Source organism: Mycobacterium pseudokansasii, from assembly GCF_900566075.1.
Lineage (GTDB): Bacteria > Actinomycetota > Actinomycetes > Mycobacteriales > Mycobacteriaceae > Mycobacterium > Mycobacterium pseudokansasii.
Genome location: NZ_UPHU01000001.1, coordinates 2,233,728 through 2,254,870, shown reverse-complemented (window position 1 = coordinate 2,254,870; position 21,143 = coordinate 2,233,728). Strand labels below are relative to the sequence as shown.

At 65.4% G+C, this 21,143-nt stretch carries 20 protein-coding genes; 6 read left to right on the top strand and 14 right to left on the bottom strand.

The annotated features are described in order from the left end of the window. Positions 1-42 precede the first annotated feature (42 nt). Positions 43-564 carry a recombination regulator RecX gene (recX, locus tag EET10_RS10250; RefSeq protein WP_036403745.1) on the bottom strand — a complete coding sequence of 174 codons (522 nt, stop codon included), beginning with the start codon at positions 562-564 and terminating at the stop codon, positions 43-45. Beyond that, positions 530-2,674, bottom strand: coding sequence for an intein-containing recombinase RecA (gene recA / locus EET10_RS10245; RefSeq protein WP_036403747.1), 2,145 nt, complete (start codon positions 2,672-2,674; stop codon positions 530-532). Before recA ends, recX begins: the two co-directional genes overlap by 35 nt. 172 nt (positions 2,675-2,846) lie before the next feature. Between recA and EET10_RS10240 the strand changes: the two genes are divergently transcribed. Further along, positions 2,847-3,536 (top strand): (2Fe-2S)-binding protein, encoded by a 690-nt coding sequence (locus EET10_RS10240; RefSeq protein ID WP_051490564.1) that lies wholly within the window; start codon positions 2,847-2,849, stop codon positions 3,534-3,536. Between the two features lie 55 nt (positions 3,537-3,591). Here the strand turns inward: EET10_RS10240 and EET10_RS10235 are convergent, their stop codons facing one another. Together EET10_RS10235 and EET10_RS10230 are read right to left on the bottom strand one after the other, a co-directional pair. Next, the gene (locus EET10_RS10235; protein ID WP_023372544.1) at positions 3,592-3,786 is read right to left on the bottom strand and encodes a DUF3046 domain-containing protein; all 195 of its coding nucleotides are present in this window, start codon (positions 3,784-3,786) and stop codon (positions 3,592-3,594) included. Between the two features lie 30 nt (positions 3,787-3,816). Continuing rightward, complete coding sequence (locus tag EET10_RS10230) at positions 3,817-4,971, bottom strand: glycosyltransferase (protein WP_036403749.1); 1,155 nt, start codon at positions 4,969-4,971, stop codon at positions 3,817-3,819. Between the two features lie 72 nt (positions 4,972-5,043). Between EET10_RS10230 and EET10_RS10225 the strand changes: the two genes are divergently transcribed. Beyond that, positions 5,044-5,484, top strand: a complete 441-nt coding sequence (locus tag EET10_RS10225; RefSeq protein ID WP_036403751.1) for a limonene-1,2-epoxide hydrolase family protein — start codon at positions 5,044-5,046, stop codon at positions 5,482-5,484. A 13-nt stretch (positions 5,485-5,497) separates the two neighbouring features. On the opposite strand, the gene pspM is transcribed toward EET10_RS10225, so the two are convergent. The 4 genes from pspM to pgsA all read right to left on the bottom strand — a co-directional run bounded on the left by pspM (position 5,498) and on the right by pgsA (position 8,358). Continuing rightward, positions 5,498-6,313: a phage shock envelope stress response protein PspM gene (pspM, locus tag EET10_RS10220; protein ID WP_036403753.1), complete on the bottom strand. Its 816-nt coding sequence runs from the start codon at positions 6,311-6,313 to the stop codon at positions 5,498-5,500. Between the two features lie 9 nt (positions 6,314-6,322). Continuing rightward, positions 6,323-7,144, bottom strand: a complete 822-nt coding sequence (gene pspA / locus EET10_RS10215) for a phage shock protein PspA (protein WP_036403755.1) — start codon at positions 7,142-7,144, stop codon at positions 6,323-6,325. A gap of 148 nt (positions 7,145-7,292) precedes the next feature. Beyond that, the gene (clgR, locus tag EET10_RS10210; protein ID WP_036403958.1) at positions 7,293-7,622 is read right to left on the bottom strand and encodes a transcriptional regulator ClgR; all 330 of its coding nucleotides are present in this window, start codon (positions 7,620-7,622) and stop codon (positions 7,293-7,295) included. Between the two features lie 163 nt (positions 7,623-7,785). Continuing rightward, positions 7,786-8,358, bottom strand: coding sequence for a CDP-diacylglycerol--glycerol-3-phosphate 3-phosphatidyltransferase (pgsA, locus tag EET10_RS10205; protein ID WP_036403757.1), 573 nt, complete (start codon positions 8,356-8,358; stop codon positions 7,786-7,788). A gap of 84 nt (positions 8,359-8,442) precedes the next feature. On the opposite strand from pgsA, the gene EET10_RS10200 reads away from it, so the two are divergent. Further along, positions 8,443-8,967 carry an amino-acid N-acetyltransferase gene (locus EET10_RS10200; RefSeq protein ID WP_122502126.1) on the top strand — a complete coding sequence of 175 codons (525 nt, stop codon included), beginning with the start codon at positions 8,443-8,445 and terminating at the stop codon, positions 8,965-8,967. A 66-nt stretch (positions 8,968-9,033) separates the two neighbouring features. On the opposite strand, the gene EET10_RS10195 is transcribed toward EET10_RS10200, so the two are convergent. After that, on the bottom strand, positions 9,034-11,553 hold the full coding sequence (locus EET10_RS10195) for an FtsK/SpoIIIE family DNA translocase (protein WP_167480156.1): 2,520 nt from the start codon (positions 11,551-11,553) through the stop codon (positions 9,034-9,036). Positions 11,554-11,740: 187 nt separating this feature from the next. Here EET10_RS10195 and EET10_RS10190 point away from each other — a divergent pair, with 187 nt between their 5' ends. Genes EET10_RS10190 through EET10_RS10180 form a run of 3 tightly spaced genes read left to right on the top strand, consistent with a single transcriptional unit; the run spans position 11,741 to position 13,764 of the window. Beyond that, a complete protein-coding gene (locus EET10_RS10190) occupies positions 11,741-12,055 on the top strand; it encodes a putative quinol monooxygenase (RefSeq protein WP_063468701.1) in 315 nt (104 codons plus the stop codon). Then, entirely contained in the window at positions 12,055-12,888 is an 834-nt protein-coding gene (locus EET10_RS10185) for a mycofactocin-coupled SDR family oxidoreductase (protein WP_099188232.1), read from the top strand. Before EET10_RS10190 ends, EET10_RS10185 begins: the two co-directional genes overlap by 1 nt. A gap of 3 nt (positions 12,889-12,891) precedes the next feature. Then, positions 12,892-13,764 (top strand): SAM-dependent methyltransferase, encoded by an 873-nt coding sequence (locus tag EET10_RS10180; protein WP_036403763.1) that lies wholly within the window; start codon positions 12,892-12,894, stop codon positions 13,762-13,764. Positions 13,765-13,794: 30 nt separating this feature from the next. Here the strand turns inward: EET10_RS10180 and EET10_RS10175 are convergent, their stop codons facing one another. The 5 genes from EET10_RS10175 to EET10_RS10150 all read right to left on the bottom strand — a co-directional run bounded on the left by EET10_RS10175 (position 13,795) and on the right by EET10_RS10150 (position 21,108). Then, positions 13,795-15,156: a WS/DGAT/MGAT family O-acyltransferase gene (locus EET10_RS10175; RefSeq protein WP_321191508.1), complete on the bottom strand. Its 1,362-nt coding sequence runs from the start codon at positions 15,154-15,156 to the stop codon at positions 13,795-13,797. A 536-nt stretch (positions 15,157-15,692) separates the two neighbouring features. Further along, positions 15,693-17,369 (bottom strand): ribonuclease J, encoded by a 1,677-nt coding sequence (locus EET10_RS10170; RefSeq protein ID WP_036403767.1) that lies wholly within the window; start codon positions 17,367-17,369, stop codon positions 15,693-15,695. 19 nt (positions 17,370-17,388) lie between these two features. After that, positions 17,389-18,291, bottom strand: coding sequence for a 4-hydroxy-tetrahydrodipicolinate synthase (dapA, locus tag EET10_RS10165; protein ID WP_036403962.1), 903 nt, complete (start codon positions 18,289-18,291; stop codon positions 17,389-17,391). A 69-nt stretch (positions 18,292-18,360) separates the two neighbouring features. Beyond that, positions 18,361-19,113 carry an FAD-dependent thymidylate synthase gene (thyX, locus tag EET10_RS10160; protein ID WP_099188230.1) on the bottom strand — a complete coding sequence of 251 codons (753 nt, stop codon included), beginning with the start codon at positions 19,111-19,113 and terminating at the stop codon, positions 18,361-18,363. A 672-nt stretch (positions 19,114-19,785) separates the two neighbouring features. Next, a complete protein-coding gene (locus EET10_RS10150; protein WP_122502125.1) occupies positions 19,786-21,108 on the bottom strand; it encodes an MFS transporter in 1,323 nt (440 codons plus the stop codon). Positions 21,109-21,143 lie beyond the last annotated feature (35 nt).

Below are 21,143 nucleotides of genomic sequence, written 5' to 3'. Positions count from 1 at the left end.
GCCCCACGCCTAGGAGGGCGCATCGGGACTCGGCGGCGGCCCCTAGACGCGCCGGCGCTCTCGTTCGGCGGCCAGCTCGGTGGCCACCACCTCGCACGCCACCGTCTGGCTGTAGCCGCGGCGGGCCAGCATAGCCACCAGCCGGCGGCTGACCCGCGTTTCATCGTCGCCCAGCGTCTCCCGCCGCAGCCGGGCCCGTACCAGGTGCTCGGCCCGTTCGCGTTCGGCGGCTGAATCGATCCCGGCCAGCACCGTGGTGATCACGTCGCTGTCGACGCCCTTGGTGTGCAGCTCAGCTGCCAACGCGCGCTTGCTTTTTCCCGCGTTGGCTCGCCGGGACTGCACCCATTGTTCGGCGAAGTCGATATCATCCACCAGACCAACAGCGGCCAGCCGATCCAAGACCCGGTTGCTGATGTCGTCGGGGTATCCGCGCTTGGCCAGCTGGCCGGATAACTCGGCGCGAGTTCTCGATCGCGCGGTGAGCAGGCGCAGGCACAACGCCCGCGCCTGCTCTTCGCGGGATGGCTCAGAAGTCGACGGGGGCGGGCAAGACGTCGTCATTTGAGAGGTCATCGGTCACCACTGCGCCAATGCCAAGCTTTTCCTTGATCTTCTTCTCGATCTCGTTGGCCACGTCGGCGTTCTCCATCAGGAAGTTGCGGGCATTCTCCTTACCCTGGCCGAGCTGCTCGCCCTCGTAGGTGAACCAAGCCCCGGACTTGCGGATAAAGCCCTGGTCCACGCCCATATCAATCAGCGAGCCCTCTCTGCTGATGCCCTTGCCGTAGAGGATGTCGAACTCGGCCTGCTTGAACGGCGGCGACACCTTGTTCTTGACGATCTTGACCCGGGTGCGGTTGCCGACCGCGTTGGTGCCGTCCTTGAGCGTCTCGATTCGTCGCACGTCCATGCGCACCGACGCGTAGAACTTCAGCGCCTTTCCGCCGGTTGTCGTCTCGGGTGAATTGTGCACCATCACTCCGTCGACGAAGTAATTGTGGTTGCCTTCTACCTCAATATCGAACCGATTCATCGAGCGAATGTGCGGTTTAACGTACACATCGAGAACCCGGGCCGGCACCAGCCGTTGAGTCGGCTCAACGAATTGCGGTGTCACCTGACTCCGACCGCGGAATCGAGGCAGTAGCTTGTACTCCATGGACGGCGCCATGTAGGGGGCCACCAACTCTTGGAACTTCGTTGTCGCCTCGGTGGAGAACACCAGCGCCGCCTTATCGGCGGAGCCAGCTTGCCGCAAGCGCACATCCAATCCATGGGTATCGCACAAGTAGTCACGCAATCGCAGGCGTGTGCCCTCTGTCATTGCCTCGACACATATCTCAATACGCCCACTCCCACCGGTGGTACGTTCCTGCAACCCCTTGGAGCGCAAGGTGAATGATCCGTCATCCATGTACCAAATGGCCAGGGCAAGCGGCGTCAGCGCCTTCAGATACTCCTCAGCGAAGAACTTCTTGCCATCTCCGAGGTATACGGCGCGCTGCAGTTCGGCTAGCTCGACCAGGGGAGAGAAATCGATGAACTGTGCGCCTTTGGCGTTTTCCCTCAGCGAGTGCTTAATATTGCCCAACATCGCCGCCTTCCACCGGAGGTAGTCGACCTGCTTAGCGCCATGCCCGAGCCTGAATCGGACGCCATTGCGGTCTCGCCGGCTAGCAGACAAGTTTCCGTCACCCATCAGCGAACCCAACACCACCTGAAACTGCTGGTCGCTGAGCAGATGCGGTTCCGCAGCCAGCACCCGGTCCCCGGCAATGAGATCACCGGCTTCCGTCCAGCCTCCCGGTGTACGGATGAGGTGATTAGGCGTCGCCGCGAACTGCGACTTGCCGTTGCCGCCGGACTTCTCGACGGTGAACTGGAGGAATTGATCGGCCGGGCCGTTATTGAACCAGTTCACGACTTTGCGAGGCACAATCCGATCTGTCTCCGAGTCATAGGACAGCACCTCTACATCCATCTTGCCGTTGACGATCTTGCCGATCTTTTCGGTGGTGCCGTCGGCAAGCATCACTCGAGTCGAATAGTTCATACATCCGAACATGACTCCGATCTTGTCGCGGAGCTGGTTGATGAAGATCGCCGTGGTTCCCGAATTGTTCAGTGCGCCAGTCATTTTCCGCAACGCCTGGCTCATCAGCCGGGCCTGCAGTCCGACATGGCTATCCCCCATCTCACCTTCGAGTTCCGCGCGCGGCACCAGCGCCGCCACCGAGTCGATGACCACGATGTCGAGCGCGCCCGAGCGGATCAGCATGTCGGCGATCTCGAGTGCCTGTTCACCGGTGTCCGGCTGGCTGACCAGCAAGGAATCGGTGTCGACACCGAGTTTCTTGGCGTACTCGGGATCCAGCGCGTGCTCGGCGTCGATGAACGCCGCGACGCCGCCGGCGGCCTGCGCATTGGCCACCGCGTGCAATGCGACGGTGGTCTTGCCCGAGGACTCCGGGCCGTATATCTCCACCACCCGGCCACGCGGCAGGCCGCCGATGCCCAGGGCGACGTCCAGGGCGATGGATCCGGTCGGAATGACCGAAATTGGCTGACGCACCTCGTCACCGAGGCGCATCACCGAGCCTTTGCCATAACTCTTCTCGATCTGGGCCATCGCCAGTTCGAGAGCTTTCTCACGGTCGGGGGCTTGCGCCATGGTGCCTCTCCTATAGTCGGTGTTCGGTTGACCGGTATCGGTCGGTTGGCCGTGACACTAGAGAAGGCCACCGACAAGTCGACATCTTCGCCAATGCCCACCACAGTAGCCGAACATCTGTTCGACTCAAGTTGACACGCCGAACATGGCGATATCAGCCGTTGAAAACGACATGAACATCTCCGCGGAGCTCGCCGAAATCGCTACGTATGGCGGCTTTTTCGCATTGGGCGCGGGCGGGGACGCTACCGGATGGCATCCCGTCGTCCAGTCTTACTCCGACGGGTTCGCCGACTTGGTCGAGGCAACCGCCCGGCGCTACCACACCACGGAGTTGCGGATCGGCGCCTCGCTGGTTCACCTCGGTCACGCCGCCCGGCTGTGGTCACCCGTTCTCGCCTGCGCGTTGGCCCACGGCGTGCTGCCGGACCTGAGCAATCTGCAACGCGCCAACGACGGAGCGCACCTCAGACTCCCCGAGCCCGTGGGAGCGCCTGTTCCGGCTCACCGGGAGCTACCGGAGACGTTGTACCGCGTTGTCGTGCGCGACCACATGGAACCGTCAGCGGCCGGCCTGCGGGTCAAGGTTGCACCCGCCCTGCTGTCCGGCAATATCGCATCAGCCCTCGTCGGAGCCTCGCGGGCGTTGCTCTCGGCACGGCCCGACTTGCGTCAGACGATCGTCGAGACCACCAGCCGCCTACTGGACACCGGCGTTCTGGCCGGAACCGGCGTGCTCACCGGGCTCGACTTCAGGCGGCGCAGCTGCTGCCTCTTCTACCGCGTGCCGGGTGGGGGCACATGCGGCGATTGCCCGCTTCAGCGTGGCGAGTCCGCGTCCAGCGCATCGAACCTGCGGTGAGCGCGCGCTGTTCGGGCCCTCGGACGCGCGGAACGCAGACTCGAAACCCAGAAGCTCACCACTGGTCGCGGGGAACGTCGAAGTCGGCGCACAGCGCCCGCCACACGTCGCGGGGCTCGACACCGTCCTCGATCGCCTGAGCAGCGGTACGACCCCCGAAGCCGGTCAGCACATGGTCCACCAACACGGATGCCCCATAGGCGGCACCGAATCGCAGGGTGACCCGCTCGTGGAACTCCGTCAACCGCACGCCAGTCAAGATACCCAGCGGATCACCGCGCTAAAGCGCCTCATGGCACACCTGGACCGGATCGGCGACCTCGGCGATGCCGCCGGCAGCCTGCTGCGCGGCTTGCCGGTACCCGGGCGAGGACAGCACCTCATTCACCGCGGCCACCAGCGCCTCGGCGGTTAACGGCCGGACCAACCGGCCGCTGCCCTGACGCACCACCCGGTTAGCGATCTCCCACTGGTCCCCGCCGCCGGGTACCACCACCAGGGGAACCCCGGCCAGCAGCGTCTTGGCCACCATCCCATGACCGCCGCCGCAGATTACCAGGTCGGCATGCGTCAACAGCTCGGCCTGGTTTCCCAGTCCGACCACCGCCCAGGCCGGCACCGGCAGATCCTCGCCACCCAGCCGGGAGACCACCACCCTCGAACCCTCCGGCAGCGTGTCATCCGGCGTCAGGCATCCCAGCGCGACCTCGACCAGTCCGGCGGTTCCGGTCACCGCGGTGGACGGTGCGATGACGACCACCGGCCCCGACCCCGGAGGAACCGATAGCACCCGATCGGTCGGCTCGAAATGCAAGGGGCCCACCACGACGGCCTCGGCCGGCCAGTCCGGCCGCGGCACCTCCAGCGCAGGAAGCGTGGCGATCAGCCGCCGCAGCGGCCCGGGATCGGGTGCCGGCAACCCGATCTCGACCCGGACGGCGGCGCGCTGTCGCAGACCCGCACGCCAGGACCGTCCCGTCAGGGCCCGCATCGCGGCATCGCGCAGCCGGCCACGGATTCCCGTGCCCGGTGCCAGCCCGCTGCCGATCGGCGGCAGACCTTTCGAGGGCAGGTACAGCGGATGCGGGTTGAGTTCGATCCAGGGAATGCCCACCAGCTCGGCGGCCAGGCCCCCGCAGGCGGTGATCACATCAGAGACCACCAGATCGGGCGCCAGCTCGCGCAACGCCGGCGCATTGAGCACCGCCATCTCTGCGGCTCTTCGATGGATCCTCGCCCCGGCGTCCAGGTCCTCGTCGGTGGCCGTCAATCCGTCCAATTCGACGGCGTCGATCCCGACTGCGTGTGCGGCGTCCAGCCATTCCACGCCGGTGAACAGCGTGGGTGTGTCCCCGGCAGCCTGAAAGCGTTGGCACAGCGCAATCGCGGGAAATGAGTGCCCGGGATCCGGCCCGGCGACCACGGCGACGTGCATCGGCCCTACCCTGCCATAGCGGCCGGCCACCACGCTCGCCCACGCTCGTCCGCCTCGCCTAGGCTGGCAACCATGACCGAGCCGACCCAGACCACCCCCGAAACTGTAGACAACATCCGAACGGTCGAGGGTTTCCTGAGCGCCCTGCAGAACGAGGATTTCGACGCAGTAGCGGCGGCATTCGACGACAACCTCGTCTACGAGAACGTCGGATTCTCAAGGATCCGCGGCGGCCGCCGGACGGTGAAGCTGCTCCGCAAGATGGAAGGGCGCCTCGGGTTCGAAGTCAAGATCCACCGCATTGCCGCCGACGGCGCAGCGGTACTCACCGAACGGACCGATGCGCTGATCCTCGGGCCGCTGCGGCTGCAATTCTGGGTCTGCGGCGTGTTCGAAGTGCACGACGGGAAGATCACGCTCTGGCGCGACTACGTAGACGTATTCGACATGACGAAGGCGCTGCTACGCGGTCTGGCCGCACTAGTGATCCCCCGGCTCAGGACGACGTTGTAGGCAGCGGCAAGCGCTACCGGCGGGGCAGCCCGCCGAGTTCGTCGAACGCCTGCGCCCAACCGACCAGACGATCGGTGGCACCGGCCAGTTCCTCGCGGTAGCGCTGTTGCGATCCCGGCTCACCCACCGCGCCGCCATTGGCCGACGAGACCAATTGCGCTGCGGCGGTGACCATTTCGTTGTATTGACGGACGCCGGCGCTGAGCTGCGCGGTGAACGCGTTGATGGTCGGCACCAGATGCGACCGCGACGATTGCGAATACTGCGCCGCCCGCTCCATCGACACCACTTCGGCCGCTGTCGCCGCCATCGCCGCCGACGTCTGGTTGGCAGCGGCCGTCAAGTCAGCGATCTCGTCGGCCGGCAACATCGCGCCCCGCTCGATTACACCCAACAACGAGAAGAACCCGCGTTCGGAGGCACCCAACGCCGACATCGCGGGCCGGGCCGCCGAACCGGGCGGGGGTAACCGGCGGGTGGTAGCCGGCCGCGGCGTCGGCAGCGGCTCCGCCCGCAACCAGCGGTAGCGGAAGAACAGCAGCGTCGCGGGGATGACCTGAACCACCGCGATCGCTCCGGTGATCTGCAGCAGCAGCGCGAACCAGCCCCACGCCGCCAGCACCGCCGTCACCGCAGCCCAGAACACGCATCCGGCGCTGAATATCAACGCCCAGCGCAGCGCACGGCGACGGCGGCGAAGCAATCGGGCCCGCGGGTCGGTGGCGGCGCTGATCTTCCGCGCGGCGAAGTCGAAGATCTCGGCGATCATGTCGAGCCAGCGCTGCAGCGACGCACGCCGCCGCCCACGCTGAGCCGACTTGACCGCCATCTGATGCCCTTACTGGCCGAACGGTTTCTCGGCGATCTGCCCGCCGCCCTCGGCGGCAGGCGTGGCCGGGGTGGCGCCCGGTCCGGCGGCACCCCCGGCCGGCAATGCTTCTCCGCGCATCGACGCCCGGATCTGCTCCAGCCGGGAATGACCGGCCATCTGGATGCCGGCCTGCTGGACCTCGAGCATGCGGCCCTGCACCGACGATTGCGCAAGCTCGGCCTGACCAAGCGCGGTGGCGTAGCGGCGTTCGATCTTGTCGCGTACCTCGTCGAGGCTGGGCACATTGCCCGGGGCCGCGAGCTCGCTCATCGACCGCAGCGATGCGCTGACCTGCTCCTGCATCTTCGCCTGCTCGAGCTGGCTGAGCAGCTTGGTGCGTTCGGCGATCTTCTGCTGCAGCACCATGGAATTCTGCTCGACGGCCTTCTTGGCCTGAGCGGCCGCGTTGAGCGCCTGGTCATGCAGGGTCTTGAGGTCTTCGACGCTCTGCTCGGCGGTCACCAGCTGCGCGGCGAAGGCCTCGGCGGCGTTGTTGTACTCAGCTGCTTTGGCAGCGTCACCGGCCGCGGTGGCCTGGTCGGCCAGCGTCAGCGCCTGACGGACGTTGACCTGAAGCTTTTCGATGTCGGCCAGCTGCCGATTGAGCCGCATCTCCAGCTGCCGCTGGTTGCCAATCACCTGCGCCGCCTGCTGAGTCAGCGCTTGATGAGTGCGCTGCGCTTCCTCGATGGCCTGCTGGATCTGCACCTTGGGGTCGGCGTACTCGTCAATCTTGGAGCTGAACAGCGCCATCAGGTACTTCCACGCCTTGACGAACGGATTGGCCATCGGTTAGCTCCGCCTTCGCTTTCTTGTGTGCCGGATGGGCCCTGCATCGCCCACCGCTTACCCTGCCGCTCAATTTATCCGGTCGGGCTCGATCTCCCCACCCGTGGTTGCATAACTGGCCGACACCAGACTTCCGCCCAGGTGATGCTCAGGCCACCGCCAGTGACGCGACCGCAGGGATGACCACCTTGGTGCTGACGTCGATGCTGGCACCAGCCACCGATGGGGCACGTGTCGCACGATCCTCGACGGCCAACCGCTCGCCGGCGACGATGAGGACCTCCGACAGCGGGACCTCCAACGCCTCGCAAATCGCGTTGAGCAGCTCACTGGAAGGCTCCTTGCGGCCGCGTTCCACTTCAGAGAGGTATCCGAGGCTCACCCGCGCCGAATCGGACACCTCGCGCAGCGTCCGGCCCTGCGAAGTCCGAGCCCCGCGCAACACGTCGCCAATGACCTCGCGCACCAATGACGCCATCGTGCTCTCCTTCATCCGGGTCACGCACCGATATCTCAACCACATCCGATCGCAACCCGATCGCAATGGTCCTTTCGTCAACGCCGAGCAGGCTGATGCGGTTCCCGGGGCGCCGCAGGAACACGGACGCTCGGAAGGATCCCGAAGTACCCGATAACCCCGATTACTTGGCCCCGGGGCTCCCCGCGCGAATCTCCCGGACTGTGGATGCCACGTAATCGACACCGGTCACCACGGTCAGCACGATGGCAGCGGCCATTACCACCACCGCCGCCGTGTGCAACGCGCCCGAAAGCGGCAACACGAACAGGCCGATCGCCACCGCCTGGACCACGGTCTTGAGTTTGCCGCCCCAACTGGCGGGAATGACACCGCGGCGAATCACAGCCAGCCGCAACACAGTAACCCCGATCTCGCGGGCCAGGATCAACACCGTGACCCACCAGGGCAAGTCGCCCAACATCGACAGGCCGATCAGCGCAGCCCCGATCAGGGTCTTGTCGGCGATGGGATCGACGAATGCGCCGAATTCGGTCGCCATGCCGTAGTTGCGGGCAAGCAAGCCATCGAACCGATCGGTAATGCTGGCGACGGCAAATATCGCCCATGCTGCGACTCGGGCGGGCGTTTGGTGGCCGCCGTCATAGAACAGTGCGTACAAGAAAATCGGCACCAACACCAGCCGCAGGCCGGTCAGAATATTGGCGAGGTTGGCAATACGGGCGGTTCCTGGCATCTGACCTGTTTGCGGCTGCCCGGGCACGGCAACAGAATAACGGTTGACCAGCTCACCCGTCTTCGATGTCGATACTGTTCTCCCGTGACCGAAAATCGACGGGATTTCCGACCGGTAGTCCGGCGCGCCCGCACGTCGGACGTCCCTTCGATCAAGAAACTCGTCGACACCTATGCGGGAAAGATCCTGCTGGAAAAGAACCTGGTAACGCTCTACGAAGCGATTCAAGAATTCTGGGTGGCCGAACACCCCGGCATCCAGGGCAAAGTCGTCGGTTGCGGGGCGCTGCACGTGTTGTGGGCCGATCTCGGTGAAATCCGTACTGTCGCGGTCGACCCCGCCATGACGGGGCGCGGCATCGGCCACGCGATCGTCGACCGGTTGCTCGAGGTTGCCCGCGAACTTCGGCTGGAGCGGCTGTTCGTGTTGACTTTCGAGACCGAATTCTTTGCCCGGCACGGATTTACCGAGATCGAGGGCACGCCGGTCACCGCCGAGGTGTTCGAGGAGATGTGCCGGTCCTATGACATCGGGGTCGCCGAATTCCTGGATTTGAGCTACGTCAAGCCCAACATCCTGGGCAATTCCCGGATGCTGCTGGTCCTGTGACCGGGCGAGCAGACACAGAATCGCACGCGCGGTACCCGCGAAGTGCGATTCTGTGTCTGCTCGGCGTTACGCGGGCTCGCCGTCGGCGTCGCTCCCGCCCCGGATCAATGCCAGCGTTCCCGCCAGCTCGTCGGGTTTGATCAGCACCTCGCGGGCCTTGGAGCCTTCGCTGGGTCCGACGATGCCGCGAGTCTCCATCAGGTCCATCAACCGGCCGGCCTTGGCAAAACCCACCCGTAGTTTGCGCTGCAACATCGAGGTGGAGCCGAACTGACTGGACACCACCAGCTCCACGGCCTGCAGGAAGACATCCATGTCGTCGCCGATGTCGGGGTCGACATCGGTGCGCTCGCCGGTGGGCTTCGCGGTCGTGACGCCCTCGGTGTATTCGGGTTCGGCCTGGTCCTTGCAGGCGGTGACGACGGCGTGGATCTCCTCGTCGGTGATGTAGGCGCCCTGCAGCCGGATCGGCTTGCTGGCGCCCATCGGCAGGAATAGGCCATCGCCCATGCCGATCAGCTTTTCCGCGCCCGCCTGATCCAGGATCACCCGGCTGTCGGTGAGCGACGACGTCGCAAATGCCAGCCGCGACGGCACATTGGTCTTGATGAGCCCGGTGACCACGTCGACCGACGGGCGCTGGGTGGCCAAAACCAAATGGATTCCGGCGGCGCGGGCCTTCTGGGTGATCCGCACAATGGCGTCCTCGACGTCCCGCGGGGCGGTCATCATCAGGTCGGCCAGCTCGTCGACGATCGCCACGACGTAGGGGTAGGGCCGGTACACCCGCTGGCTGCCCAGCGGCGCGCTGATCGCGCCGGACCGAACCTTGTCGTTGAAGTCGTCGATGTGGCGCACCCGGGAGGCCTGCATGTCCTGGTAGCGCTGCTCCATCTCCTCGACCAGCCACGCCAGCGCGGCCGCCGCCTTCTTCGGCTGGGTGATGATCGGCGTGATCAGGTGCGGGATGCCTTCATAGGGCGTCAGTTCCACCATCTTCGGGTCGATCAGGATCATCCTGACCTCTTCCGGAGTGGCCCGGGTCAACAGCGATATCAGCATCGAGTTGACGAAGCTGGACTTGCCGGAGCCGGTCGAGCCGGCGACCAGCAGATGCGGCATCTTGGCCAGGTTGGCCGAGATGAAGTCGCCTTCGATGTCCTTGCCCAGCCCGATCACCAGCGGATGGTGGTCGCGACGGGTCGGCGGCGCCGTCAGCACGTCGGCCAGCCGCACCATTTCCCGGTCGGTGTTGGGCACCTCGATGCCGACAGCGGACTTGCCGGGGATCGGGGCCAGCATCCGCACGCTCTCGGTGGCCACCGCATACGCGATGTTCTTCTGCAGCGCGGTGATCTTCTCCACCTTGACGCCGGGCCCCAGTTCGACCTCGTATCGGGTGACGGTCGGCCCGCGGGTGCAGCCGGTGACGGCCGCGTCGACCTTGAACTGGATGAGCACCTCACCGATGGCGGCGGCCATGTGGTTGTTGGCCGCGCTTCGCTTCTTGGGCGGATCGCCGGCCACCAGCAGGTCCACCGAGGGCAGCGTGTAGGGACCTTCGACGACGCGATCCAGTGCTTGGGTGTCCTGCTTCTTGGAGCTGCGCTTCCGGCCGCGCCCGACCGCCGGTTCGGGAACAGTCGGTACGTCGTCAGCCGGTGGGCAGCTCTCAGGCCTCAGCGGGACTTCGTCGTAGTAGCCGTCGGAGAAATCCTCACGCGCGACCTCGACGGTGTCCGCGTCGTCACCCGCGAAATCGTCACAGCCCTGGTCGTATTCGTGGTCGTATTCGTGGTCCTCGAAGTAGTCACGCTGGAATAGCCGCGTGCCGAAGATGCGGCGCAGGGCGTCGGGCACCTCGCGGACCGTGGTTCCGGTGAGCAGTAGCAGCCCGAACAGCGCGCCGATGAACAACAGTGGCGCGGCGATCCACGCCGTCAGCCCATCCGACAACGGCCCGCCGATCGCAAAACCGATGAACCCGGCCGCGTGCCCGCGCAACGCCGGAGTTCCGGGCGAACCGGCCCACAAGTGCCGTAATCCCAGGAAAGACGATGCGATCAGGCTGGATCCCAGAATCAGCCGCGGGCGGGTGTCGGGATTGGGCTGGGTCCGCATCAGCACTATCGCCGTGGCGACGAGGACGATGGGCAGCAACACGACGGCCGAGCCGATGAGTATCCGCAGCACCGTGTCGACCCACGCCCCGACGGGCCGGGCGGCGTGGAACCACGAACCGGCGGCGACGACCACGGCAAGGCCCAGCAAGACCAGCGCCACACCGTCGCGGCGATGTCCGGGTTCGATGTCGCGCGCGCGCCCGATCGACCGCGCCGCTCCCCCGGTGCCCCTGGCCGCCATCAGCCAGGTCGCGCGCAGGGCCCGGCCGCAGGCCAGCCCGGTCGATGCCAGCAGGGATTGGTTGCGCCGCCGGGCGGGCCGGCTCACCCGCTTGACCGACCTGGTCGGGCTCTTCCTGCCCGCCCTGGGCGCAGCCGACCGTGCGCTGCGCGTCGCCCCCCGCGAAGTGGCTTTTGACCTGCTCGTTCTGCTTCCGGAGCGGGCAACGGTCCGATTCGCCATGCCGGCAAGCCTAGTCGCAAATACATCTTCTGCACCACATGCCACACTGGTAACGCATGCTTCTCCCACCCGTGCTCACCTCGTGACCGGCGGGCGTGAGTAGGGTGTCCAGAGGTGACAATGGTCATCCGCGGTCATGCCGCGTCACGCCGCCGATAATCCGCCACAGTTCCCAGGAGGCCCCAGCATGCCCGTCGTCGTCGTCGCCACGCTGACCGTCAAGCCCGAGTCGGTGGACACCGTCCGCGACATCTTGACCACCGCGGTCGAAGAGGTGCACGGCGAACCCGGCTGCGAGCTGTACTCCCTGCACCAAACGGGTGAGACGTTCGTCTTCGTCGAGCAATGGGCCGACGCCGACGCACTCACAGTCCACAGCACCGCTCCCGCGGTCGCCAAGATGTTCAAGGCGGCCGGTGACCACTTGGTCGGCGCCCCCGACATCAAGATGTTGCAGCCCATCCCTGCGGGCGATCCGGGCAAAGGGCAGATTCGGCCCTGATGGCACGGTCGTCGCAAGGGCCGCTGAGCGGCCGGGTCGCCTTCGTCACCGGAGCCGCGCGCGGTCAGGGTCGCGCCCATGCGGTTCGGCTGGCGGCCGACGGCGCGAACGTGATCGCGATCGACTTGTGCGGGCAGATCGCCAGCGTGCCCTACCCGCTGGGCACCGCCGACGACCTGGCACACACCGTCAAGCTCGTCGAGGAGACCGGCGCACGCATCGTGGCACACCAAGCCGATGTCCGCGATCGCGCGTCGCTGGCCGCTGCGCTGCGGGCGGGTCTCGACGAGTTCGGCCGGCTCGATATCGTCGTCGCCAATGCCGGGATCGCGCCGATGCAGTCCGGCGCCGACGGCTGGCGCGACGTCATCGACGTCAACCTCACCGGCGTCTATCACACCGTGGATGTCGCGATACCCGCCATGATCTCTCAAGGGGCCGGGGGCTCGATCGTGCTGATCAGTTCGGCGGCGGGGCTGGCCGGCTTCGGCAGCGCCGATGCCGGCTCCATCGGCTATACCGCGGCCAAACACGGACTGGTGGGGTTGATGCGGCTATACGCCAATTTGCTTGCGCCCCATAATATTAGAGTCAACTCCGTGCATCCGTCCGCGGTCGGCACACCGATGATCGACAACGAGTTCACCGCGCAGTGGCTTGCCGACCTGGCTGCTCAGTCCGCTTCGGCGTCGGGCGCGGGCAACGCGTTGCCGGTCAAGATTCTGCAAGCAGAGGACGTCGCCAATGCCGTGGCGTGGCTGGTGTCCGACGAAGCCCGATACATTACCGGCGTGGCGTTGCCAGTCGACGCGGGTTGTGTGAACAAGAGGTAGCTGATGGCCCGAAATCCCGCTGCGCAAACTGCATTCGGCCCGATGGTCCTATCGGCCGTCGAACAAAACGAGCCACCCGAGCACCGGCTGGTGGACGACGACCTCGCGGACCTGTTCTTACCCAGGCCGCTGCGCTGGCTCGTCAGCGCCACCCGGCCGACGACGCTCCGGCGCCTGTTCATCGCGGGGTCGGAGTGGTCGGGCCGCGGGCTGTGGGCCAACCTGGTGTGCCGCAAACGATTCATCGGTGACAAGCTTGCCGCCGCAATCGACGACGTCGACGCGGTCGTGATTCTCGGCGCCGGATTGGACACCCGCGCTTATCGGTTGACCCGACAGGTACGCATCCCGGTCTTCGAAGTGGACCTCCCGGTCAACATCGCGCGAAAGGCCAAGACGGTACGGCGGGTGCTGGGCGAGTTGCCGCTGTCCGTTCGGTTGGTAGCCTTGGATTTCGAGCACGACGATCTGCTCACTGCACTGGCCGAGCACGGCTACCGCACCGATTACCGGGTCTTCTTCATCTGCGAAGGCGTGACCCAATACCTGAGCGAACGCGCCGTCCGGCGGATGTTGGACGGACTGCGCGCCACCGCACCGGGTAGCCGCTTGGTGTTCACCTACGTGCGCCGCGACTTCATCGACGGGACTAACCGCTACGGCACCCGGACGCTGTACCGCGCCGTCCGGCAGCGACGTCAGCTGTGGCATTTCGGCCTGCTGCCCGAGCAGGTGGCCGATTTTCTCGCCGAGTACGGATGGCGGCTGGTGGAACAGGCCGGTCCTGATGAACTCGTCCAGCGCTATGTCGCGCCCACCGGCCGCAAACTCAAGGCCTCGCAGATCGAGTGGTCGGCCTATGCGGAGAAGATCTAGATTCTGCCTTGTCAGCAGTGGAGCCGGCCGCTAGACGATCGCGCCGCTCAGGCCGAACTCCGTCAGTGCTTCTGCGGCCAGCTCACGCAGGTCAGACTTGGAATTTAGGTCGTAGACGATGACGGCAATAGAAACCTTGTCGCCGATGCGCCCGCCCGATACGGCGGTCATGCCACGCACCTGCTCGACGATCTGTCGCGTTACGTGCTGCGTGACCCCTCGCACGAAGAATGAATCCGCATCGCTGCCGTCGGGCCGGCCAATCATCGGGTCGACGTCGCCAAGGTAGGAGCAGCCCACCGCTGGGGTCGCCAACAATGCGCCGGTCATTCGTCTCGCCAGCCACTCGGGCGTCATCGGGATCAACGGTTGGAGCTGCGCCGACTCGGCAACTGCCCCAGGCACAGCAGCGAGAGCGTGTTTGATGCTGGTCCGCAAACCGGACAAATCCGTTGTGAGGCCGGTCGGGTCGACATCGACGGTCGCGAGCGAGAATGCGTTCGCACGCATATCGCCCTCGAAGCGGTCGTTGACGGTGATGCCCACCTGGATCCGGCCGTCGTCGGCACGTGGACATCCCACTCGCTCGGCAAGTTTCGCGGCAAACGCTGTGAACAGCGAATTACTCGTGCCGCCAAGAGCTTTCGCGCGGGAATCCCAATCGTCAAGATCAACAAAGACGACGATAGCCGGCATCGCAACGGCGTCACCCTTGCCCGCATCGATGACGAGCGGCCGCGATGACCCGGACGGCGCCTTGTGTCGCGTGCGACGCCGGGCAAGCTTGGTCGCCGCCACCAGTGCGCGGGCACTCTCGGGTAAGCCCTGCAAGGTTTGGCGGGCATCGGACAGCGCTGCGGCCAGTCGAGTACCTGAACGCGGTGGCGGATAGCCGAGATCGCCCACACCGCCCTTGATCGCATCGGCAATCGCGAGTCCGCCACCGACCCCGTCTACCAGGCAGTGCGAAGCCACCAAGCTGACGCCCGTCGAGCCGTCGGAAAACGATTGCACGCCGAGATGCCAGCCAGGGCCCCATTCCGGATCGACAGGCAGTTGCGCCCGTCCGTCGGCCCAGTCGACTAACTCCGCACGCGGACGGGAGTGCCGGGCGACATCACTGTCCGACGAGCCCCCTGGTGAGATCCACCGATGCCGGGCGAATGGCAGCGGAGAACGCTCGATCCGCCGTCCCAACAGCCCACGACCAAGATTGCGCTGAAAACGCCTCAGACCATCCAGGTCGACCGGGCGCTGGTAAACCCACACCCACTGAGCCACCGGTGCCAGACCGGTCGCGCGCAGTGCCAGAAACCTCGCTTGATCATCGAACGCGAGTCGATTGTCTAGCGGCATACGGAATTCATCTGATGTCACGCGTCGCCGGCGCAACGCCGGCAGATCGAGGCCCCTTGCCGGCTCTGGAATCAGACACCGGACGTAGCGAGTGCATGCATCCCGCTACGCCATGCAATGAAGGCGCCATAGCTGCCCCCCGCTAACCGGCGGCGTTCTTGCTAACCGATGGCGTCAGCCACGAAGACCGGGCTCGAGTACGCGGTTTCCACTTGCTGGAAGAGGGACTCCTGACAGCAGACCGTGTTGCGGAACATATCTCTCCTCGGCGTGGAACTACGGCATGAAAATAGGACGTGAAACTGCAAAGTCTTCCGGCACAATGTCATCAGTCCGGGGATCCAAACTGTAATTGCTGGCAACAGTAGTCATTGTAGCTTTTCCTGCGGCTGCACGCTAAGCGGGTGGGAAACGCCAATCGATGTCGGGCGTTGAGCAGCCCGTCGTCACATCATCGTGCGGGCATCGCCGAGGCGGCGGGTGCGTTCGCCTGCTCCTCGATCGACTGTGCGCGGGCAAGCCCGGGGCAGTTGGGCGCTCGAACGGCCACCTCGTACGGCGCGGTTCGAGTGTCAGACCTCGATCACCGTGGGCACGATCATCGGCTGGCGGCGGTAGGTTTCGCCCACCCACTTGCCGACCGTGCGACGCACGCCCTGCGCGATCCGGGTGGGATCGGTGACGCTGGCGGCGACCAGCGATTCCAGCTCCGCTTCGACCTTGCGCACGGCGGGTTCCAGCGCCTTGGGATCTTCGGAAAAGCCGCGCGAATACAGATGCGGCGCCGCCACCGGGCGCCCGGTGCCACGCTTGACCACCACGGTCACCGCGACAAAACCCGACGACAGGATCAGCCGTTCACCCAGGGTGATTTCGCCGACGTCGCCGGTGATCAGCCCGTCGACGAACATCTTTCCGACCGGCACGGCACCGGCGACCGATGCTCTGCCGCCAACCAGATCGACGCTGACCCCGTTCTCGGCCAACAGTATCGATTCTTCCGGAACTCCGGTGCCGGCCGCGAGCTTGGCGTTGGCGCGCAGCATTCGCCAGGTCCCGTGTACCGGCATCACATGGCGCGGCCGTACCCCGTTGTACAGAAACAGCAGTTCGCCACTGTATGCGTGTCCGGAAACATGCACCCGCGCTTGGGCATTGGTGACAACGCGAGCTCCGATCTTGGAGAGCTCGTCGATGACGCCGTAGACCGCCTCCTCGTTTCCGGGGATCAGCGACGACGACAACACGATGAGATCACCCGAAGTCAAAGTGATACTGCGATGTTCGCCGCGCGACATTCGAGACAGCGCCGACATCGGTTCGCCCTGCGTGCCGGTGGTGATCAGCACCACCTGTTCGGCCGGCATCATCTCCGCGGCAGCGATGTCGATGAGGTCCGAATCGGCCACCCGCAGGAAACCCAATTCCCTTGCGATACCCATGTTGCGCACCATCGACCGGCCCACGAATGACACCCGCCGGCCCAAAGCCACTGCGGCGTCGATGATTTGCTGCACCCGGTCCACATTGGAGGCAAAGCATGCCACGATGACCCGGCCCTCGGCACCCCGGATCAACCGGTGCAGCGTTGGGCCCACCTCGCTTTCCGATGGTCCGACGCCTGGGATCTCGGCGTTTGTCGAGTCGCACAAGAACAGGTCCACGCCGGCGTCGCCGAGCCGGGACATGCCGGGCAGGTCGGTGGGACGTCCGTCGAGCGGTAGTTGATCGAGCTTGATGTCGCCGGTGTGCAGGACGGTGCCCGCACCTGTGTAGACCGCGATGGCCAGTGCGTCGGGGATAGAGTGGTTGACCGCGAAGTATTCGCATTCGAAGACTCCGTGCCTGCTGCTCTGGCCCTCTTTGACTTCGATGAACACCGGTTTGATGCGGTGTTCACGGCATTTGGCGGCGACCAGCGCCAGGGTGAACCTGGAGCCCACGACGGGAATGTCGGGACGCAGCTTGAGCAGGAAGGGAATGGCCCCGATGTGGTCCTCGTGCGCGTGCGTCAACACCAGCGCCTCGATGTCGTCGAGGCGGTCTTCGATATGACGCAGATCGGGCAGGATCAAATCGACGCCCGGCTCGTCGTGGGTGGGGAACAGCACCCCGCAATCGATGATCAGCAGCCGCCCCAGATGCTCGAAAACCGTCATGTTGCGGCCGATTTCGCCGACGCCGCCCAGCGCAGTGACCCGTAATCCGCCCGCGGCCAACGGAGCTGGTGGCGGGAGGTCTTCGTTCACGGGTGGCTCGCCCTACGACTCACCGAAGCACCGAAACTGCACGCATGTCGGCGGCCAATGCGTCGATCTGCTCCGGTGTTGCGGGCATCTGCGGCAGCCGAGGATCGCCGGCTTCGAAGCCCTGCAGCCGCAGGCCCGCTTTGGCCATCGTCACGCCGCCCAGACGGCTCATCGCCTTGCACAACGGACTAACCGCGACGTTGATCTTGCGAGCGGTGGCGATGTCGCCCGACTGGAACGCCGACAGCAACTCGCGAAGCTGACCTGCCGCCAGATGACCGATCACGCTGATGAACCCGATGGCGCCCATTGCCAGCCACGGCAGGTTGAGCGCGTCGTCGCCGGAGTAATAGGCCAGTCCTGTGTCGGCGATGATCTGGGCCCCGCTGGGCAGGTCGGCTTTGGCGTCTTTAACCCCGACGATGTTGGGGTGCGACGCCAGCGCGCGGATGGTCTCGGACTCGATCGGCACGCCGGACCTGCCCGGGATGTCGTAGAGCAGCACCGGCAAATCGGTCGCGTCGGCAACGGCGGTGAAATGTGCCCGCAGCCCACTCTGCGGCGGCTTCGAGTAGTACGGGGTGACCACCAGCAGCCCGTGCGCACCTTCGGCAGCGCATGACTTGGCCAGCCGGATGCTGTGCGCGGTGTCGTAGCTGCCGGCGCCGGCGACCACCCGCGCCCGGTCACCCACCGCCTCCAAGACCACACGCAGCAACTCGAGCTTCTCGTCGTCGGTGGTCGTCGGCGACTCACCGGTGGTACCCGAAACCACCAGGCCATCGCATCCCTGGTCCACCAGACGATTCGCCAGACGCGCCGCGGCGGCGGTGTCCAGGTAGCCATCGGCGCCAAATGGTGTCACCATCGCGGTCAGCAGTGTCCCCAAGCGCGCTGGGACGTCGAATCCGACGGTGCTCACGTTGTCCAAGGTTACCTGGCGCCGCCAAGCTTTTTGGCAGCAGCGCCACCGCGTGTGCCGGGCCGAAGCTCAGGCTTCGGTCGCCAACGGACTCGTCGCAACCTCGCTGCCGTCGGCCAGGGTCGTGACCTCGAAGTCGGCGAACGCCGCGGGTGCGACGTCGGCGAGCTGACGCAGGCACTCGATGGCCAGCCGCCGGATCTCCATGTCAGCGTGCTCGCTGGCCCGCATGGCGATGAAGTGCCGCCACGCCCGGTAGTTGCCGGTGACGACGATGCGGGTCTCGGTGGCGTTGGGCAGCACGGCACGGGCGGCCTGGCGTGCCTGTTTGCGTCGTAGCACAGCGTTGGGCTGGTCGGCGAACTTGGCCTCCAGCTTGGTCAGCAACTCGGTGTAGGTGGCGCGGCTGGCGTCGGCGGCGGCGGTCAGGATCTGCTGCAATTCGGGGTCGTCCTCCATTCCCGGGGGCACGACGACCTGCGAGTCGCCTTCCGGCACGTAGCGTTGCGACAGCTGCGAATAAGAGAAGTGGCGGTGCCGGATCAACTCATGGGTGCACGACCGCGAGATCCCGGTGATGTAGAAGGACACGCTCGCGTGCTCGAGCACCGAGAAATGGCCGACGTCGATGATGTGCTTGAGGTAGCCGGCATTGGTCGCGGTCCTGGGGTTGGGCTTGGACCAGCTCTGGTAGCACGCCCGGCCGGCAAACTCCACCAACGCCGAGCCGCCGTCGGCGTCGGTGGTCCACGGCACGTCGGACGGCGCCCAGAACTCGGTCTTGGCGATCAGGTGCACGCGTAGCGGGGCGGTGTGGGCCACGGCGCTCACCCTAGCGGGGCGACCCGGGACATCCCAGCAGGCCGCGTGACCATTAAGGGTCGTTACCTCCTAGTACCAGCCAGGTGGCAATCCGCCCGGAAAACATTCACCGCCGGTGCCGCATGGTGGCCACGCCGGCGGTGCGGGAGGCGGCGATGGGTACGGTTGGCCCGGGGGCGGAGGCGGGGGCGCCGGGCATGGCGAAAACTTTGTACCACCCAAGCCGAAGGGTGGCCACGGTTCCGGGAATGTGGGAGTCGGTTCACCCGGTGCCGGTGGCGGTTCCCATGGCGGCCAACACCGCGGCGAACACTGACCGCCCAATCCGCATGGTGGCCACGATTGCGGTGGCGGCGGGTCTGATGGCGGGGGTGAATCTGGCGGCGACGGTGTTGGCGTTGCCGATTCCGATGGCGTTGCCGGTTCCGTTGGCGGCGGATCGGCGTGTGCCACCACGACGCCAATGCCGAGCGCAGCGACGCCGAGCGCGCCCGCGACGCAGAATTTGGCCAATTTCTGCTTCAACTTCAATGCGAAATTCCTTTCACGTCATCCACAACCTCATCGATCGGTCGTGACAATTGTGCGAGATTGACCAGCCCAGTCGCTTCTTCGCGAGGCTTCCGATCCGCCTCCCTCCCCACTTGCGGCAATCAATAAATCACGCTGCCGCTAACGCAACAACTTCTGCCGCAACGGGACGGATGGCGAAATCGATTCACGGGCGCGGCTGTCTAGCCGGCGCAGCCCATAAGCGGCCACCATCCCGACGAGAACCATTACGATCCAAGGAAGTTCGTGGGCATTCCAGCGACGTGCGGAGCTCATCAGTGATCCGATACCGAGATTGCCGACGAGGACTCCAAACCCGATTATGGTGCTGTAGAACCCGTAGTGAGTCGCCACCAGCCGTTCACCGGATAATTGGACGACGGCGCGCATCTCGAACGGAAACATCACCGTCGAAGCGATGGACAGCAGCAGCGTCGACATCAACAATGCCGCTACGGCGGCCGCGGTACCTAGCTCGTGGGCGGTGGGAACGAGCGCAAGCGGTACGAACGATGCAGCCATCACCACCGCCCCGACCAATAGGCTGCGCCCCGGCTCCCATCGGGACGCCAGCCAGCGGGTGATGTGTTGTTGGCCGACGATCGAGAGCAGACCCGATACCGCGAACATGGCTGCGACCAACAGTGATTGCTGATGCGGAGCCAAGGCCGAGGCCTGAATCGGAAGTGCAAGGTATATCTGGAAAGTCAGCAGATAGCGGCCGGTCATACAGGCGGCAAACCACAGGAACGACCGGTTGCTCACGATCATGCGCCAGTCCTGCAGGATGGAAGGCTTCACATTTCCCGACTGGGGGCCCGACCGGGGGCTCGACTGGGGGCCCAACTCGGGGGCCAACTGGGGTGGATCGGCCCGGTGGTGGGGCAGTGCCAGCAGCTGCGCGACAGTAAGCGCGGCGAAGACACCGGCGGCGCCGAGAACGACGATCCTGAAATTCATCGTCAGCAGCGCCAATCCCACCAACGGACCCAACAAGACTCCCGCCTGGTAGAAGACGCTGTACAGCGCGAACGCCTCAACCCCGCGGTCACCGGAGTCAACGGCAAGATAGGCGCGCACCGCGGGGGTGAACAGCGCCCCGGCAATCCCCGTTCCGGCGGCCGCGATCACCAACATCGGCAGCGAATGCGCGACGGCCAGCATGGTGTAGGCGACGGTCTGCAGCAGGCAACCGGCCGCGATCGGCGGCTTGTAGCCAAGTCGGTCCGCCCACGTGCCACCCACCAAAAACATGCCCTGGTTGGACAAGGTGCGGACGCCCATCAACAAACCCACGGCCCACGTAGGCAACCCGAGTGGCCCGGTCAAATACCCCGCCAAGTACGGCATCAGCATGAAGGAGCCGATGTTGATGCCGAAATGGTTGATCATCAGCACACGACTGGGGTAATTGAAACTGCGAAACTGAGTGAGGAGCCCCATCAGCGCGCAATTCCTGTCGGCTCAACACCGTGATC